At 40.1% G+C, this 17,215-nt stretch carries 12 protein-coding genes; 1 reads left to right on the forward strand and 11 read right to left on the reverse strand.

What is annotated here, in order from left to right; all coding sequences use genetic code 11:
• Nucleotides 1–206 precede the first annotated feature (206 nt).
• A complete protein-coding gene (locus CSQ79_RS20660; RefSeq protein ID WP_099703022.1) occupies nucleotides 207–2,288 on the forward strand; it encodes a heavy metal translocating P-type ATPase in 2,082 nt (693 codons plus the stop codon).
• 59 nt (nucleotides 2,289–2,347) lie between these two features.
• Here CSQ79_RS20660 and CSQ79_RS20665 read toward each other — a convergent pair whose 3' ends face one another.
• From CSQ79_RS20665 to CSQ79_RS20715, 11 genes are all read right to left on the reverse strand, one after another.
• On the reverse strand, nucleotides 2,348–3,967 hold the full coding sequence (locus tag CSQ79_RS20665) for a TolC family protein (protein WP_099703023.1): 1,620 nt from the start codon (nucleotides 3,965–3,967) through the stop codon (nucleotides 2,348–2,350).
• Nucleotides 3,968–4,007: 40 nt separating this feature from the next.
• The gene (locus tag CSQ79_RS20670) at nucleotides 4,008–4,265 is read right to left on the reverse strand and encodes a DUF1830 domain-containing protein (RefSeq protein ID WP_015328558.1); all 258 of its coding nucleotides are present in this window, start codon (nucleotides 4,263–4,265) and stop codon (nucleotides 4,008–4,010) included.
• Between the two features lie 38 nt (nucleotides 4,266–4,303).
• Nucleotides 4,304–5,641: a two-component system sensor histidine kinase RppB gene (gene rppB, locus CSQ79_RS20675; RefSeq protein ID WP_099703024.1), complete on the reverse strand. Its 1,338-nt coding sequence runs from the start codon at nucleotides 5,639–5,641 to the stop codon at nucleotides 4,304–4,306.
• Nucleotides 5,628–6,332: a two-component system response regulator RppA gene (gene rppA / locus CSQ79_RS20680; RefSeq protein WP_099703025.1), complete on the reverse strand. Its 705-nt coding sequence runs from the start codon at nucleotides 6,330–6,332 to the stop codon at nucleotides 5,628–5,630. The genes rppB and rppA overlap by 14 nt, the downstream gene beginning before the upstream one ends.
• A gap of 348 nt (nucleotides 6,333–6,680) precedes the next feature.
• Nucleotides 6,681–6,974, reverse strand: coding sequence for a hypothetical protein (locus tag CSQ79_RS20685; protein WP_099703026.1), 294 nt, complete (start codon nucleotides 6,972–6,974; stop codon nucleotides 6,681–6,683).
• Nucleotides 6,975–7,215: 241 nt separating this feature from the next.
• Nucleotides 7,216–7,695 carry a DUF2808 domain-containing protein gene (locus CSQ79_RS20690; protein WP_015328554.1) on the reverse strand — a complete coding sequence of 160 codons (480 nt, stop codon included), beginning with the start codon at nucleotides 7,693–7,695 and terminating at the stop codon, nucleotides 7,216–7,218.
• Nucleotides 7,696–8,547: 852 nt separating this feature from the next.
• On the reverse strand, nucleotides 8,548–9,021 hold the full coding sequence (locus CSQ79_RS20695; protein WP_015328553.1) for a DUF2808 domain-containing protein: 474 nt from the start codon (nucleotides 9,019–9,021) through the stop codon (nucleotides 8,548–8,550).
• A 445-nt stretch (nucleotides 9,022–9,466) separates the two neighbouring features.
• Complete coding sequence (locus tag CSQ79_RS20700; protein WP_099703027.1) at nucleotides 9,467–11,233, reverse strand: iron uptake porin; 1,767 nt, start codon at nucleotides 11,231–11,233, stop codon at nucleotides 9,467–9,469.
• 539 nt (nucleotides 11,234–11,772) lie between these two features.
• On the reverse strand, nucleotides 11,773–13,422 hold the full coding sequence (locus CSQ79_RS20705; RefSeq protein ID WP_099703028.1) for an iron uptake porin: 1,650 nt from the start codon (nucleotides 13,420–13,422) through the stop codon (nucleotides 11,773–11,775).
• A 125-nt stretch (nucleotides 13,423–13,547) separates the two neighbouring features.
• Nucleotides 13,548–14,048 (reverse strand): hypothetical protein, encoded by a 501-nt coding sequence (locus tag CSQ79_RS20710; protein WP_099703029.1) that lies wholly within the window; start codon nucleotides 14,046–14,048, stop codon nucleotides 13,548–13,550.
• A 24-nt stretch (nucleotides 14,049–14,072) separates the two neighbouring features.
• Nucleotides 14,073–17,210 carry an efflux RND transporter permease subunit gene (locus CSQ79_RS20715; RefSeq protein WP_099703030.1) on the reverse strand — a complete coding sequence of 1,046 codons (3,138 nt, stop codon included), beginning with the start codon at nucleotides 17,208–17,210 and terminating at the stop codon, nucleotides 14,073–14,075.
• Nucleotides 17,211–17,215 lie beyond the last annotated feature (5 nt).

The following is a 17,215-nucleotide window of genomic DNA, read 5'->3' on the forward strand; positions in this document are numbered from 1 at the left end:
TAAATACAATATCTAGATGTGCCAGTAATCAAGCTAACTTATCCTCGTTTAATCCTTGATCTTCATACATAAGTATAAAAGTTGTTTTAGCTACTCTTTCTGAACATTTCATCCTAATTTCATAAACTTTTGCGAAACTATCCCTAGAGCCAATTGCCTTAACAAAATGAGATTACTTTCTATTGCAGAATAGGGGAGCAGAACCAATGCAGCAAGAGGACGGGCATCACAAACATCAGGATCATCCGCAACGAACAACACTTGATCGTCACGACCAACACGGGCACAATCAAGCCGAATCATCATCGCATAGTAAAGATAGAGCGCACAACAAGCACGCTGGACATAGCCCTGAGATGTTTAAATGGCGCTTTTTTATTTGCCTTTTCCTGACTTTGCCGATCCTCTACTTTTCACCTTTGTTTCAAGAATGGTTTGGCTACACTGCCATTCAGTTTCCTGGCGTGAACTTAGTCAGTCCTATTTTGGGAACAGCGATTTATTTCTATGGAGGCTGGGTATTCCTTCAAGGAGCCTTACGCGAATTTCAAAGCAAAATAGGGATGATGACCCTAATAGCCTTAGCAATTACAGTTGCTTATGTCTACAGTTTGGCAGTCTCTTTAGGGCTACGTGGAGAGCCTTTTTACTGGGAACTCGCAACCCTAGTAGATGTAATGTTGCTTGGTCATTGGATTGAATTGGTTTCAGTGCAGGGAGCAAGCCGTGCTTTGGAACATTTAGCAGATTTAGTGCCTTCTGTTGCACACCGACTAGTAAATGGTCAGATTGAGGATGTATCTGTAGGTGAATTGGCACAAGGAGAGCAAATTTTGATCCGCCCTGGGGAACAAATACCGATTGATGGTGAAGTAAAAGAAGGCGTGTCAAGTGTTAACGAAGCATTTCTCACAGGCGAATCGCGTCCTGTTACTAAACAGGCTGGTGATGAAGTCGTAGCAGGAGCCGTAAATGGAGAAGGCGCATTGACTGTAGTAGTGACGCGAACAGGCGAGCAAACAACACTTAGCCAGGTGATGCGTTTGGTTGAGGAGGCGCAATCTTCGCGAGGGCGGTTTCAAGCACTTGCAGACCAAATTGCTTACTGGTTAACCTTGATTGCAATTGGAATTGGTACCTTGACGTTAGTTATTTGGCTGATGCTAAATCCAGATCCAACTTTTGCAATCAATCGCAGCGTAACAGTATTAGTCATCACCTGTCCTCACGCTTTGGGTCTGGCAATTCCTCTGGTTATGGTTAATGCAACATCAATGTCTGCTAAGAATGGTATTTTAGTACGGAATCGAGAAGCCTTCGAGCGAGCGAGGAATATTAAAACAATTGCTTTTGATAAAACAGGCACTTTGACTGAAGGACAGTTTGGAGTACAGCGAATTTATGCTCAAGATATCAGTGACTTGGAAGCACTTGCGATCGCAGCCGCTTTAGAATCGCTGTCTGAACATCCGCTAGCACAGGCAGTCGTTCAAGAAGCTAATAACCGGAAAATGCAGCTTCCAAAGGGAAGTGAGTTTCAATCAGTGACAGGTAAAGGAATAGAGGGTGTTGTTAACGGTAAAAGCTATCGAGTCGGGCGTTCAGAGTGGGCAGAAGAACTGGGCTTGATGTTTCCTACTGAGTTGCAAGCAGGATTAGAGAAAATTGAAGCGCGTGGAGAAAGCGCGATTGCACTACTAGACAATAGTCAGGTTCTTGCGATATTTGGGCTAGCTGACAAGATTCGCGAACGCGCGCGCGAAGCTGTTCAACGGCTGCAAGTCATGGATGTTCAGGTCGTAATGATTACCGGAGATGCCGAAGCTGTGGCAAAAACTGTTGCAGCGGAACTGAACATCGAGCAATATTATGCGCGTGTTTTACCTCAAGATAAAGCAGCAATCATCCAGCGGTTAAAAGCAAAAAGCCCAACGGCATTTGTTGGTGATGGAATTAATGATGCTGCCGCTTTATTTAACGCAGATCTAGGAATTGCAATTGGTGCAGGGACAAATGTAGCAATAGAATCAGCTGACTTGGTGTTAGTTGAAAATGACCCGCTTGATGTAACGTATACACTTCAACTTGCTAAAGCAACTTACAACAAGATGATTCAGAATTTGTTTTGGGCTACTGGGTATAATGTAGTTGGAATTCCATTAGCGGCTGGAGTTGCTGCCCCTCTAGGTATTCTACTCTCACCGGCATTGGGAGCCGTGTTCATGAGCCTTTCTACTGTAATTGTGTCAATTAACGCGATGTTGTTGCGCCGAGTCCAGTTAACCTAATTCGACCGATGCTCTCGGTCAGTTACAAGCCCCATTCCCCTGTGGGTAGGGCGGTTGACTTACTCAAGTCCTCCAGATTGCGGATCTGAACTAGCTGCGCGCTGTAGTCTTGCCAACGCCCGATTGTAGTCTAAAATTGCCGTGACGCGATTGCCTTCGGCGTTGGTGAGGTCGTTTTCTGCATCGATGACTTCGGTTTGCGTCCCGACTCCGGCTTGGAAGCGTAAGCGAGCCAATCGCAAAGCTTCGCGTGCTTGTTCTAATGCGACCGATGCAGTTTGAATGTTGGCTAAATTTGATTGGAGAGTGTTGTAAGCTTCTTCTACTTCAAAACGGACTTGGTTGCGCGTGTCGGCAAAATTCGTCTCGGCGATCGCAATATTAGCTTCTTCTTGTCTTGCTCTAGCGCGGGCGGCTCCCCCATCATATAAATTTAACGACACGTTGGCTCCCAGCGAGTAACCATCAGCTAGACCAGCTCCATCATTAAACACATCTAGAACATTATAACTTGTAACCAAACTTACTCGTGGTCTTAATTGAGATAATGCCAAGCGTCGCTGTGCTTCGCTGATATTACGCTGCGCGAGTTGTTGTTCGAGTTCGGCACGATTGCGAAATGCTAGCACAATACTGTCTTCTAGAGGCAAATTCCACAACCCTGATAGTTGCACGGGGTCAGCCGCAGAAACATTTACCGATTGGGCGATACTCAGTCGCGATGCTAGCTGACGACGACTTGTTTGTTGTTGACCCAACGCATTAGTTAAATCTTGTGTAGCGTTTGCTAACTGTACTTCCGCTTGTAGTACAGCAAACCGAGTTCCTACTCCTGCTTGCTCTAACGCTTGGGCATCGCGTAAACTCGCTTGAGCATTGGTGACAGCAGATTGATTGATCCGGACTAGTTCATCAGCTGCTTGCAAATTGTAGTAATCATCTGCAACATTCAAACGCAACTCTTCTGTAGCTTGCTCTAATTGCAATTCACTCAAACGCACTTGTTCTTCGGCAGCACGAATTCGCGAACTTCTTTCGCCGGAAGTATAAAGGTTGTAACTCAGTTCTGCTGTTCCATTTAGCACGGTGCTGATTGAACCTTCGTCCGTTTGGGGAATGCCTTGATTTTCTTGAATACGTTGCTGCAACTCCGATTGGGCTGAGCGCGAGCGCGAAATTCCTGAATTTACACCAACACTAGGATACAATGCGGAACGTGCTTCGCGTAATACCTCACGACTGCGTTCAACTGTTAATCGAGCGACTTGTAGCTGTCGATTGTTTCGCTGTGCCAGTTCCAACGCTTGTTGTAGTGTAATTGGCTGCGTACCCTGAACGCGTACATCTTCCGGTCGTGTGGGAAATTGTAGTGGGTTGGGATTGGGATTGAGATAATTTGGAGCTTCTGTTGATAACCCTGGACTAGGGGAGCTACTGGGAGTAGAGTTTAAATTGTTTTGAACTGGAGTGCTTGTACGCACTGGTACTATTACATCTTGTAGTTGCTTAGAAAATTCGTTTGCCTGAGATTGAATACTCTTACTCGAACTATCAATGTTTTGCTGAGTAATTGATAAAATGTTTTGAGACCTACTTGGCTCAATGTTTCCTAAAGCCGTTACTGTACTTATACTTACAGCTATAAAGTAGCGAGTATAGCTCAAAATATTAATTCTCACTCCTTTTCATCCTACTTATTGATAGTTTTCGATCAGTTTTTTATGAATTAATACGCAAGCGATCGCATAGAATCTTGTCCATTAAGACTGTACTAGGTATTTCGCTACTGTAGATTTCTAAATAAGTAATTGGTAGTGCAAAGAACAAGATACGTTGTCCTGGAAAAATAACTCGTTCAAACCAGCTACTAATTGGGTTGGCAATCCGCAAAATTTGAACTTGTCTTGTAGTATTAACATAGCCACAAAGAATTTGTTCAAAGCGTTCATCAAATAGAGCAGCAGACATTTGAGCCATAATTGTTAGTATTAAATAATGGCTTTTTAGTAAAAATATTACTGTTTAGCCAGCTTAAGGTTTGAAGATTGATTGATTATTGAAGGCAACCGAATCGTAAAAGTGCTACCTCTACCTAGTTCACTCTGCACCTGTAAGCTACCTCCGTGTGTTTGGACGATTGCTTGCGCGATCGCCAACCCTAACCCTGAACCACCTGTATGACGAGCGCGATCGCTACTGACGCGATAGAAGCGGTCGAAAATCCGTTTTTGCTCTAAAGGTGCAATGCCAATACCTGTGTCTTGAACTTGAATAATTCCATGGTGATCGCTGTAATTCAACGTAACATTCACTTGACCATCTGTAGGGGTATATTGAATAGCATTAACAATAATATTAGAAACCAAGCGATACAACTGTTCCTCATCACCGATAACTTTTATCGGTCGATGTACCCTTGCCCCATAACTGATTGTTACTTTAGCTGCGATCGCTAAGGCTGCAAGTTCTTCGACTAAATCGCTAACAATATCATTCAGATAACAAACTTGGCGTCGTATTGGTATGGGTTGTCGCTCTATACGAGCAAGTAGTAGTAAATCAGCAACCAATGTCGTGAGCCGCCGATTCTGACGCTCAATTGTGCGTAAGATATTCCGTGCTTCTGATTCAGGTAAGTTAGGCATTCCCGATACTGATTCTACCGTTGCAGCAACTGCTGCTAAAGGCGTTCGCAGTTCGTGAGCAACATCTGCGGTAAACTGTTGAATTTGGCTGTATGATTCGTAAATGGGTTGCATTGCAAATCCTGCTAACCACCAACTCGCACCGCCTACTAAAACCATAGCAATTGGTAAACCCAGCAATAAAACTAGTTTCACATTAGCAAGGTAATTATCGACATCGTTGAGACTTCGTCCCATCTGCATATATCCCCAAGGGCGATTGTCTTGCGTGTGCAGTGGTAAGGAAATTTGATGATAGCGATTTCCTTTAGTATCTTGAACTGTTTGCCAAGTAATCTCTCCTGATGTAGTAGGTAATCCCTCTGGCTGAAACCCCGCCGTAGTAACCGTCTGTCCCGCCGTATTTAATAACCTTACAAAGTAATCGCCTTGGTGAATAGCTCCAAGGATATGTTGTTGCGGCTTCCGTTCTGGTAAGAGTTGCTGAGCAGTTGGTTCTACACGTCCAGGCTGCTTTAATACACTTTCAACACTATCATGTAATGTTCCAGCAACTGACTCTAGTTCTCGATCTAAAGTTTGCCAATGGGCATGAACAAGCGCTTGGTATAAACCCAGCGCACATATACTTAAGACTAAACCCATCGCAGCAGAGTAGCAACCTGCTAACTTCCAACGAGTCAGATAAAAAAGCTTATTTTGGTTCATGGGTTGCATTTAGTCGATATCCCATGCCGTGTAGAGTTTCAATCAAACCATCGTTTCCAAACTGACCTAATTTACGTCGCAATAAACGCATCTGAGCAGCTACTACATTGCTGGTTGGTTCGGCGCTTACTTCCCACAATTGATGACGAATTTGCTCACTGGTAACAATTTGGTTGGAATGCTTCATGAAATACTCTAGCAGTTGAAACTCCTTTGTTGTTAGAGGAACCACTTGTGCATTAGTTGACTGATTCTGAATACTAACTGTGCGCGTAGTGTAATCTAAGCTAAGGCTACCTACTTGAAGTTTTTGGGGTGAAAGTTGAGGTGATCGCCGCTGCAATGCTCGCAATCGTGCTAGCAATTCTGCCATACCAAATGGTTTGACGAGATAATCATCTGCTCCAGCGTCTAATCCTACAACCTTATCTTCCATGCGATCTTTAGCTGTAAGCATCAACACTGGTAAACAGCTACCCCGAAGTCGTAACCGCTTGCATAGTTCTAAACCAGATACTCCTGGAAGTAACCAATCAAAAATGGCTAGTGTATATTGTGTCCACTGACCATCTAAATAGTTCCACGCTTCAGTACCATTCAAAACTAAGTCAACTATGTATCTTTCCTGATTTAGAGTACGCTTGATTGCACATCCTAAATCTGGTTCATCCTCAACTAACAGCACTCTCATAACACTCAATCATTTTCAATAAGTATTACAGTATACAAATTTGTATCTGCTTAAGAATTGTAAGGTTTCTCCTTAAAGATAGATTGACACAAGATTATGAAATCAGAATGAAATATTAGTGGAGATGAGGATGTTAAGATGAATTAAGCGAGACAGCCTCAAGTAAATCGTTTTCAGAAAATTTGCGAAGTTCTCAAGGCTGTAGAAAATCATCTTAATAACAGCTAGTGAAGTTTATGCTTCTTCTCGGTGGTACTATTTTCATCTGCTACACACTCCATAATTTGTTGTTTGCTACAACTCTTTAATAGTGTCAAGCCTCAGAAAACATTGCTACAAAACATCTTATTAACAGTTATTCATGGCACGGACTCTTGCTCTAGTAGCACCTCCGCTAGGTTCAGCTATAGACGCGGATTGACACATTTTCCGACGATGAGTTTTTGTAATTTGCTGGGAGCCTTTGTTACATCGCTCTATGGCTTGAAGCCGAATTCTAGTAGCACCTCCGCTAGGTTCAGCTATAGGAATATTTTGGCATGTTCTTGCATGAGAACTACTTGTATTTGCAAAAGCAGTATGCTCAAAAGAAACTATACCTAGAAAAAGTGTAGTTCCGAATACTATCAACAGTTTATTCATGACAAACCTCTCTAATATATTGGTGTAAGTAGTGAAAACGCAACTTAATCTTTGGCTGGTTGAGTTGTAAGAGATAGTTTTACCAATCAGAAGTAACAACTAAGTAAAATCTGAAGAAAACTACTTCATGTAATTGAAAAATACATAAAATTTCATTAGAAATGTTTACTTTCTCTTTCTAAATTTTATGTAAATTGAGGTTCTTCACCTCTTACTTCTCTATCTTTTAAGCAGCAATCTACTACTCATAAGTTTGGATTTGAGCTGTACCAAATAAAACATCTTCTTCCATATTTTGATTTTTGCCACTTACCGAATAACGCCAAGTTTTTCTGTATCCAGGAAATGGAGTTTGGACTCCTTTCATCGAAACTGTAAGAATTGTTTCTGGAGATACTGGTCGAGAAAAAGCGACAGTAGCTTTTTTGTCATTGATAGAAACATCAGCATCTAATTTCTTGCCAGATTGATCCGTAACTTCAACTCCTCGCCTAATCTTAACGCCCTCTGGTAAATCTATTGAAATTTGTGATAAATCGCTCCCTTGAACGTGTAGTTTAAAATGATGCATAGCGCTTAAAGCGCGAGCATCATTGGGATGTGCATTGCTATGAAAGAGATGAGAAAAAGATGTTTCACCTGGAACTCCCTCCGCAAAAGCAGCTGGGACTGAATATATACTCAATAAAGTCAAAGTAGTAAGCGAAATTAGTTTTTTCATTGAAATTGCCCTTTGGAATTCAAGAGAGAAAATCATATTCTTCTTATTTACTATCCTGACAGGTAATAATGAAATTAGAATGAAATATATACACTAGATAAACAAAATGTTTATGCTTTATCAAAGCACTTTAAACTTATCGCATCAAAGCATTAATAATGATTGAATACATAATTTAAAGAATCTATACTTGAGAACCACTAGCTAAGCTAAATAAAGAAACTTTAATTCATTCTTATTAAGATAATATGTATCCCTCAAAATATTATGACTCTTGAGGTCTAATGAAGAAATAAGGGAAATGCTTTTCACTTATCTTATGATAGATTGTCTCTACTGAAAGAAAGTATTGCTCAAGACAGCAAAAAAATCAGTATTCTCAAAGTTTGAAAAATGCGAAGTTCCTATACGATTTTTGCTTCTGCACTTGGATTTAATGCCTATTAGAGCTTTAGAATGATATATTTTGATAGAAAAAAATAGGCTTTTCGCTTGTACTTGAGTAGCACAGTGGAAAAGCCCAATGTTGCATTAAGGGTGTAAGTGATTAAATACTATTATACGAACATGAAAATGAAATTAGTATGAAATACACTACACAACAGTCGTTTTTTTTGAATTCGTAACTATTAGTATAATAACCAACACATATCTACCTAAAAATTAGTAGTAACAAATTGATTATCATAGTCAAATTGATTTCAGGTTTATGTTAAGTTGGTTTTAGAAAAGCTGACAGTAAAATAAACTTCTCCTACTAAAAGGCTTTTTATGAGATAAGCATGACGGGTAACATTTACTTTTTTAGACCTGAGCATCACTTCAGGTCTAAAAAGTATAAGTGTAATGCCATCAATACGTTTGAATTCTAGCCATACCAATTCTTATGTCTTCGGTCATTCCTGTCTTCCTTGCGTAAACTGGGTAAAGCCATACACGACCAAGCAATGATAATTGCGATCTAACTCCTTTCATAGAGACTGATAGCGTTGTACCTGTACGTATAGGTTGTGAAAAAGCGATCGCAATCTTCCTATCGTTGACAGAAATCGTATTATCAATTTTTTTGCCAGATTCATCAGTAACAACAATGCGATCGCTTACTTTCATTCCCTTTGGTACATCAATAGTAAGTTGTGACAAATCACCACCCTGAACGTGTACTTCAAAATGATGTGTTGCAGATAAACGAGCATTGTTGGGATGTGCTCCACTATGAACAAGATGAGAAGCTTTCGCATCACGTAAAACTCCTCCTGCTAAAGCATCTGGAACTGAAGACGCGATCGCGATTGTAAAAACAGTAGAGAAGATTAATTTATTCATTGCAAAAGTCCTTAAGCAGTTATATTAGTAAACTCCTTATTTAATAGCTTGACATTACCAAGTGAAATTAAAGTGAAATATTAAACATTTAGAACTACAATATATTACTTATTTTGTATTCTGTTTATTTTCAAAGCAATTAATAATACCAATAATCTCTCGACTAAGTAGTATTTAATTGAGGTTTTATCATCAAAATAATTTGTTGTAGTCTACATTAATAATCTTTTTCTTTTATTATAGAAGAGAGAATTTTAAAAAAAATAAACCCAAGTGAATTAGGAAATATTATAGTTAAGTCTAATGCTTTATTTCAAGGAATATTAAGAACTCCTCTAATTTATTTTTCTTATTAATTTAATTCAGAATAATTTTAATAGTTTAGTTAGTGTCCTTGTCTGTTTTGTATCATTGATGGCAAGGACACATTTCAGTCTAATTGTGTTTAGAATTCAAAGGTAGTCCGAATTGTTCCAACATAGATTGTGTCATTATCATTGTTATGTTCTGGATTGAAAATTACAAATGCTCCTGGAGTAATTGAAACATTTTCTGTGAGTTTAAAACGGTAAAAACCTTCAAGATGATAAGAGGTATTTTGATCCTCTATCAGATCGCTATCGACTACCTTCGGTGGTTGACCAAAGATAATAGAAGCAAGATTACCTTCTTTGCCCAAATCTGGAAAAGAAACCGCCGCAGCCCAATTAAAAATCCTGGCTTCATTTCCCTCAATAACACCTAAACCACTAGCTTGTGCTTTAGCCCAGGTATAACCAGCCCAACCTGATAAAATCAAACCTTCACCTACTCCTAACTGTGCTTGTGCGCCAACAGAATCAGCTGAAGTTGCAACTCCTAATGGGTCTTGAGCAATGCCACTACCTGTACTGCCTGTGAGATTGACCTCACCCCCAGGCGCATAAGAACGGACATAAGATAAACCTAGTTTAAAATTATTGGTTGCATTAAAGACTACATTGGTGAAAGCTGCATATGCACCATCAGAAAGACCAGCCTTTTGACTAGGGTTACTAGCAAAATCAGTTGGGACTAAATATCCAGCAGCTAAAGTAAAGGTGTCATTTAGCTTAAAGTCAAACGCAAGCCCTGAACTGTCATCTGGTATTCGCAAAACTGGATTGAGACGACCAAAACGGGAAACAGCCCCATCACCACTACTATAGAAAGGGCTGACTACATCAATAAAATCTCTTGGTTCAAAACTGTTGAGTGCAAGAAAGACTCTAAACTGGTTGTTGAGTGGAAAACGGTAAAAGAAGTCATCAATAATAACATCATTACCTTCGTCACCATCAAATCCCAAGCGGGTCATTGAGGTACCAGTTTCTCCAGTGTTGTTATCAATATTACGAGCTTGTAAACGAGTTCTTAAAAGATCTCTACCAGTAAAGCTAGTATCAAAGTTTAATCGCGCGCGGACAGCAGCAATGGTATTGTACTCTAAGTCACTTCCACCAACAGCTGAATCACCAAAAACATCAGCTAAGCCAAATACAACTTCCCCACCTAACTTTGTAGTAGTAGAGAACTGATTAGCTTCTAGTTCGGCTGTTTGTGCTTCTAATGCATCCACGCGACCGCGCAATGTGGCTAGTTCTGCTGAAAATTCTTCTTGTAATCGCTGTAAAGTTGCTAGGTCTTCCCGATTCACTGCGTCTGCGGTTGCTGTGGTAATGAGTTCGTTTACTCGGTCTAAACAAGCATTTAAACCAGCAGCAAATTCATAGCGCGTCAAAGCCCGATTGCCCCTATAAGTACTATCAGGGTACCCAGCAATACAGCCATAACGTTCTACTAAAGATTGCAGTGCCTGGAATGCCCAATCGCTGGGTTGTACGTCAGATAATTGAGAAACTGATGTAACTTGAGCTAGTGCATCCAAAGCTGAGGGATTTTCGATAGTTTGATAAGTATTAGCTAGCTTTACATCTGGAGGTTGAGGTCTGGAAGAAGACAAGATATCTTCTGAAACACTTTTGATAGAAGAAGTAGTGCTTGCTACAAAAACTTGTGGATTGATGGAGTTTTGTTTTAGTGAAGTGCTATCTTGAGTTGTAACAATAGTAGAAGAGTTAGATACTAACGCCCTCACAGGTACTTCACTAGCTTGAGTGCGTTCAAGCAAAAGAAATATAGCACTTAAGAGTGTTGGGCTTAGTTTTAAAACACTCCAGAAAAGTTTCTGCATAATTTTGCTCACACCAAAGAATCTTTTAATATAAATAATGACAGTTAATTATGAAATTAAGATGAAATGATATTCTAAAAAAAATCATAAATATTTAGAGGATTTCATAAAGAGGAGTGAGGAAGACGTTATCGCTTTTGGCTATTTGGCACTTCGTTCACCAATACAATGCATCTTTTCTTTACTTGTTTAGCACTACCTACAAAGAATAAATACGAAATATATTATAAAATCTTAATGAGAATAAGACTTGATTTTTCAATTTATTAACGATTCAGTGACTAACATATTCTCTATTTTTTAATATTTATTGTTGAAAAACATAACTTACTCGAAAAACTTTACTAATTAAGCTAGCTTTCAAGTAAAGAAGAGTATATTTTATTTTAACAGTACAGTTAGACCCTATAGATTCTTAATATAAAAACAACAATCTTAAGTAGAATAGTAAAACAAAGGACAATCTTTTTAAATTAAATCTGTAGTTAAGTATATATCAGCGTATTACATATGGGATTTAATATATTTATTGATAAAACTTAAAAGGAAAAAGTAGTTCGGAGTGTTCCTATATAAATAGTATTATTAGCTTTGTTATGTTCTGGATTAGTGATAACTAGTATACCTGGAGTGATTCCAATATTTTTAGTGAGTTGAAACCGGTAAAAAGCTTCTAGATGCAAAGATGTATCTTTATCTTCACGTAAATTAATTTCATTACTTGTGACTTTGGGTGGTATACCAAGAACAATTCCTGCTAAGTTACCTTCTTGAAAAAGGTCTGGAAAAGCTAAAGTAATAGCATAGTTCAATATAGTTGCATTGGCTCCTTCGTTAGCTCCTGAAATAGCTTCAGTTTGAACATAACCAACCCATCCACCGACTGCCATCTGAGGACTAATCTGAAAGCTTGCTTCAAAACCATAAGAATTAGCTATATTGTCTGCTCCATCAAAAGGATCGTTAGCGTATATGCTTCCAACTCCTACATTACTGAAACCGTTGAAAGAGCGCACATAAGTTAAACCTAAATTGATAGCTTCAGCTGGTCGCAAGGTTAGCTGAGCGATCGCCCCATAAGAGCCGCCAGTTAGTCCGGAGTTAGGATTGCTAGCTTCGGTAGCAAGATAGCCTAGTGATAAACTAGCCGTGTTACTAAAATTATATGTTACGCCAACTCCTGCACCAAAACTACTTTGCCAGTAAATGGGGTTGCGGTTGCCGAAAGCAGAGATTGAACCATCTCCTGCACTTCCTAAAAAAGGATTTATTGTATCTACAAAATCACTTAAAACTCCACCGTATGGCTCAACCAAAACATTTAAACGTTCTCCAATAGGAAATTGATAGGAAAGATAAAACAACCCAAAATCATTTTCGGTAGATCCACCAGTATCTTGCTCGTAAACCAGTCGTGCCATTTTGCTTCCAGTAACGTCAAGAAAATCTGGAAAATTATTGCCGTAAACTGAAACAATGAGTGCGTCTTGTCCAGTAAAACTAGTTTCAAGATTCAAAATTGCTCGTTGGCTAAACGAGAGGTTACTATCAACATCGCTAACTGAACTAGTTGAGACATTAGAAGGAATAGCTTTGTTATTTCTAGACGCTGTACTAAGAGCAAATATAACTTCTCCATTAAGCTTAGTTGTAGTAGAAAATTGATCTGCTTTCAATTCTGCTGTAGCTACTTCTAGTGCATCTACTCGATTCCCTAAAACAGTAAGTTCATCTGCAAAATCTTCTTGTAACTTTTGTAAAGTGGCTAGATCTTCTTCAGGAAATAGCTCGGCTTTTGCAGTTGCAATCTGTTTATTGACTCGTTTTAAACAAGTATCTAAACTAGCAGCAAACTCATATCTGTTTAATACGCGATCGCCACGAAATAGATTATCTGAATACCCTGCAAGACAACTATACCGTTCGACTAATGTTCGCAAAGCTTGGAATGCCCAGTCACTTGGCTGTACGTCAGATAGTTGCGAGACTGAAGTGATGGGAGCTTTTTGAGCTACTAAATTCTCAGAAAAGCTATAAACTTTAGTATGGTAAATAGTGTCGGATTGAGCCATTAAAGTAGAAGCTTGTGCGACTTGTCCACCCAGATCGTTTGTTGCAAACGCAGGTAGAATTGGGGCAAGCGCTCCAATTACGCAAAATATCCCCAAGTTTATATAAGCTTTTTCCACTCTACTTTATGCCTCACTCCTAAAAATCAACTTTCAATTATTGCTATTGAGTAGCAAATTGAAAATTAAGACAAATAATCAACTAAAGCTCTAAACTTTGATCTCTATGTACTGCCAGTCAAGTTTTAGCGATTAAAGGTAAATCTACCGTTCACTTTCTCGCCCTTAATCTCAGAGAGAACGACAACTTGATGTTCTCCAGATGTCTGCCCAGGGAGCAAAGCAGCGTAGTGTTTTCCTTCAGCATCATAACTAAGAGGAAGCTCCTTCTGACTTCCGTCAGGAAGTTGAACTTGAGCAGTTACATTTGCATCGGATATTGCTTGATGATCGTCACCTGTTTGCAGATAGAAATCGATGTGGGTACCATTATTTTCGGGTACAGCTTCAAATTCTAAGTGATAAGGACCTGACTCTACAACTTGGCGACCTGTATTGCTACTATTACTGCCTGTATTTACTGTTGCTTCTGTAGAGGTTGTAGAAGGGTTTTGGGCAGGTGTTTCAGTAGGAGATGATGCCGTACTAGTTGGAGAATTTGTTGTTTGCGTACCGTTGCTGCAAGCTCCCAGAAAGATAAATCCTAAACTACTTATAATCAGTAAACTTGACTTGAATAACTTCATTTATTTTCCTCCTTGTTAATAAGATTAAATTTGTTGGTGGTGTGTTACATTTTGTGCGTCAAAGCTTTCATTTTGAATTGTTTGCTTTATTTGCTTCGGAACCAAAAGTCTACTAAATTGAGAATACAAAGCAGGTAAAACTAGTAAAGTTAATGCAGTAGAAGTAAACAATCCACCTAAGACAACAACAGCCAAAGGTTGTAAAATTTCTTTGCCTGCGCCACTACCAACGACAAGCGGAACCATACCCAAAGCTGAGGTAAAAGCAGTCATCAAAATTGCTACTAAGCGGTCTGTTGAACCTTCAAGTAATACCTTCTTCACTGGCATTCCTTGTGCTAACTTGGCGTTGTAATTTTCTACCAGTAATAGTCCATTACGTGTCGCTACTCCAAAGAGAGTAATAAAGCCCACCATTGATGCTACAGAGAGAATTCCACCACCCAACGCCACAGAAAAAATACCTCCAACTAAAGCTAGAGGTAAATTAATCATAATCATTAACATAGCTGGTATTGATTTGACAGCAAAGTACATAAGAACAGCTATGATGACAAGAGCCAGTGTGCCAAAGACAAGTAAGTTTTGGCTGGCTCGCTGTTCGGATTCAAATTGACCACCGTACTGGATAAAGTAGCTCGACGGTAGTTGTACTTGTTGTTTGATGTTTGCTTGAATATCTTCAATAACCGAACCTAAATCTCGCCCAGCTACGTTGGCAGAAACAACGATTAAGCGCGAAACATTTTCGCGATTGATTGTATTTGGACCAGTACCATAGTTAACTTGAGCTAATTGAGCGAGAGGAATTTTTGATCCTTCGGGAGTATCTACAAGTAAGTTACGAATCGTATCTAGGTTGTTACGCGAATCGGCTTGCAGCCACACCAACAGATCGAACAGTTGTTGTTCTTGCAACACTTGAGAAACAACTTTACCATTCAAGGCGGTTTCAATCATTTCTGAAAGGTTGCCAACAGTCAGACCATAGCGCGCAGCAGTAGCACGGTCAAATTGAATTTGTACTTGTTTAACAGGAACTTGCGGTTCTAGTTGCAAATCGACAACACCTGCAATGTTGCTCATCGCTGTTTGCACTTCAGCGCCAATGCTACGTAATTCATCGAGTTCGGGACCAAAGATTTTGACTGCGATCGCACTTCTTACGCCAGATAATACCTCATCCATGCGGTGCGAAATAAAACCTCCAATACTCGGTGCAACACCAGGTAATTTCGCAAATTCTGCTCTTACCTTCTCAACCGTCGTTTCCCGATCTTTCATTCCTTCGTCGCTGATTTCAATATCAACGTGTCCTAAGTTGACACCACCTGCATCAGCATCTCCTGGTGCGCGTCCAGCGCGTAACTGCACTGATTCAAATCGCGGGTCATCTTTAAGCGCATCTTGAATTGCTAAACCTGCTTGATTGGTAGCTTCTAAAGAAGTGCCAGGATAAAGCAACATGGCATTAACAAGCGATCGCTCCTGAAATTCTGGTAAAAATACCCGTCCCAAGGACGTTAAAATAATTAAAGAAGCAATAAACACCGCAACTGCGCTAACCAAAATAGTGCTGGGGAAATTTATCGAAAACCTTAGAAGTGGACGATACAATCTTTGGGAAAAGCGCGAAATCCAGGTGTCATCTTCTGGTAATTGCTGCTTAGTTAACAAAATGGCACACAAGGCTGGTGAAAGTGTCATTGCTACTAATGTAGAAGCAAAAATCGACACTAAATACGCCACACCCATCGGCGCAAAAATCCGACCTTCGACTCCTGTAAGAGTAAAAATTGGCGCAAATATCACGGCAATGATTACCGTAGAAAACAGTACGCTGACACGTACTTCTACTGAAGTGTCATAAACAACCTGAAACGGATGAACAGGAGTTCCTGCTAGTTGATTTTTCCGTAACCCTCGGTAAGCATTTTCCATATCTACAATTGAGTCATCTACCACTGAGCCAATTGCTACGACTAATCCTCCCAACGTCATTGTGTTGATGGCTTGACCAAACAAGTTGAGGATGATCATCCCGATCAGCACCGAGAGTGGAATAGCGCTAAGCGTGATCATGGCAGTGCGCCAATTCATCAAAAATAGCAGCAGGATAATGGAAACAATGATGATTCCATCTCGCAAAGAACTTTGAACGTTTTCAATCGCATCATCAATAAAATTTTGTTGCCGGAAAGTAACCGTAAACTTGACATCTGATGGTAAGCTGGTTTGAAGTTCTGCCATTGCGGCTTCAATTGCCTGCGTGACAGTTGGGGTATCAGCTTGGGGTTGTTTATTAATCATCACAACAACTGCCCGCTGACCGTTCAAACTACCATCACCGCGCTGCAAGGCGGCACCAATTTGCACCTCAGCCACATCACCTAACAAGACGGGCGTACCGTTGCGAGCAGTAACTACCGATCGCTGCAAGTCTTCGATTGTAGAAATTCGACCAATACCCCTAATTAATAATTCCTGGTCGGGACTGACGAGAAATCCTCCTGCGGCATTTGTATTCGCTGCTGCTGCCGCATCTGTAACTTCAGCTAAAGTGACATTAAAAGCTTTTAATTTAGCAGGGTCAACCAAAACTTGATACTGACGAACATCTCCGCCATACGCGATCACTTGAGAAATACCTGGAACTGCTAATAATCGATTTGTAATATCGCGATCAACTAATCGCCTTACTTCCATCAATGGTGTAGTTTCAGCAGTAAAAGCATACTGAAGGACTGTGCCAATGGGCGAGCTAATCGGAGAAATTTGGGGTGGTTCAATACCTTGCGGTAACTTACTCTGAGCTTGTTGCAATCGCTCAGTCACAAGCTGACGTGCTTGATAAATATCGGTTCCCCAGCTAAAAATGACTTTGACTACAGAGATGCCTACTGCGGAGGAAGAACGAACCGTTTCAACTCCAGGAGTACCATTGATTGCACTTTCGACGGGTAATGTAATTAAGGATTCAACTTCCTCAGGAGCTAGCCCTGGTGCTTCAGTCTGAATTTCAACCTGGGGTGGTGCAAAGTTAGGAAAAACATCCAACGGCATTTGTGTTAGGTTATAAATTCCCAACACCGTCACGATAATTGCTCCCAGCACAACCAGCCAACGTTGAACAATTGACCACTTGAGAATGGCATTGAGCATATTGA

It is taken from the genome of Gloeocapsopsis sp. IPPAS B-1203 (genome assembly GCF_002749975.1).
Lineage (GTDB): Bacteria > Cyanobacteriota > Cyanobacteriia > Cyanobacteriales > Chroococcidiopsidaceae > Gloeocapsopsis.

Bases quoted from the DNA above. Each gene is read 5' to 3' on its own strand.
- rppA (WP_099703025.1), bottom strand. From the start codon at position 6,332: ATGAGAGTGCTGTTAGTTGAGGATGAACCAGATTTAGGATGTGCAATC.
- CSQ79_RS20685 (WP_099703026.1), bottom strand. From the start codon at position 6,974: ATGAATAAACTGTTGATAGTATTCGGAACTACACTTTTTCTAGGTATA.
- CSQ79_RS20710 (WP_099703029.1), bottom strand. From the start codon at position 14,048: ATGAAGTTATTCAAGTCAAGTTTACTGATTATAAGTAGTTTAGGATTT.
- CSQ79_RS20715 (WP_099703030.1), bottom strand. From the start codon at position 17,210: ATGCTCAATGCCATTCTCAAGTGGTCAATTGTTCAACGTTGGCTGGTT.
- CSQ79_RS20690 (WP_015328554.1), bottom strand. From the start codon at position 7,695: ATGAAAAAACTAATTTCGCTTACTACTTTGACTTTATTGAGTATATAT.
- CSQ79_RS20695 (WP_015328553.1), bottom strand. From the start codon at position 9,021: ATGAATAAATTAATCTTCTCTACTGTTTTTACAATCGCGATCGCGTCT.
- CSQ79_RS20660 (WP_099703022.1), top strand. From the start codon at position 207: ATGCAGCAAGAGGACGGGCATCACAAACATCAGGATCATCCGCAACGA.
- CSQ79_RS20700 (WP_099703027.1), bottom strand. From the start codon at position 11,233: ATGCAGAAACTTTTCTGGAGTGTTTTAAAACTAAGCCCAACACTCTTA.
- CSQ79_RS20670 (WP_015328558.1), bottom strand. From the start codon at position 4,265: ATGGCTCAAATGTCTGCTGCTCTATTTGATGAACGCTTTGAACAAATT.
- rppB (WP_099703024.1), bottom strand. From the start codon at position 5,641: ATGAACCAAAATAAGCTTTTTTATCTGACTCGTTGGAAGTTAGCAGGT.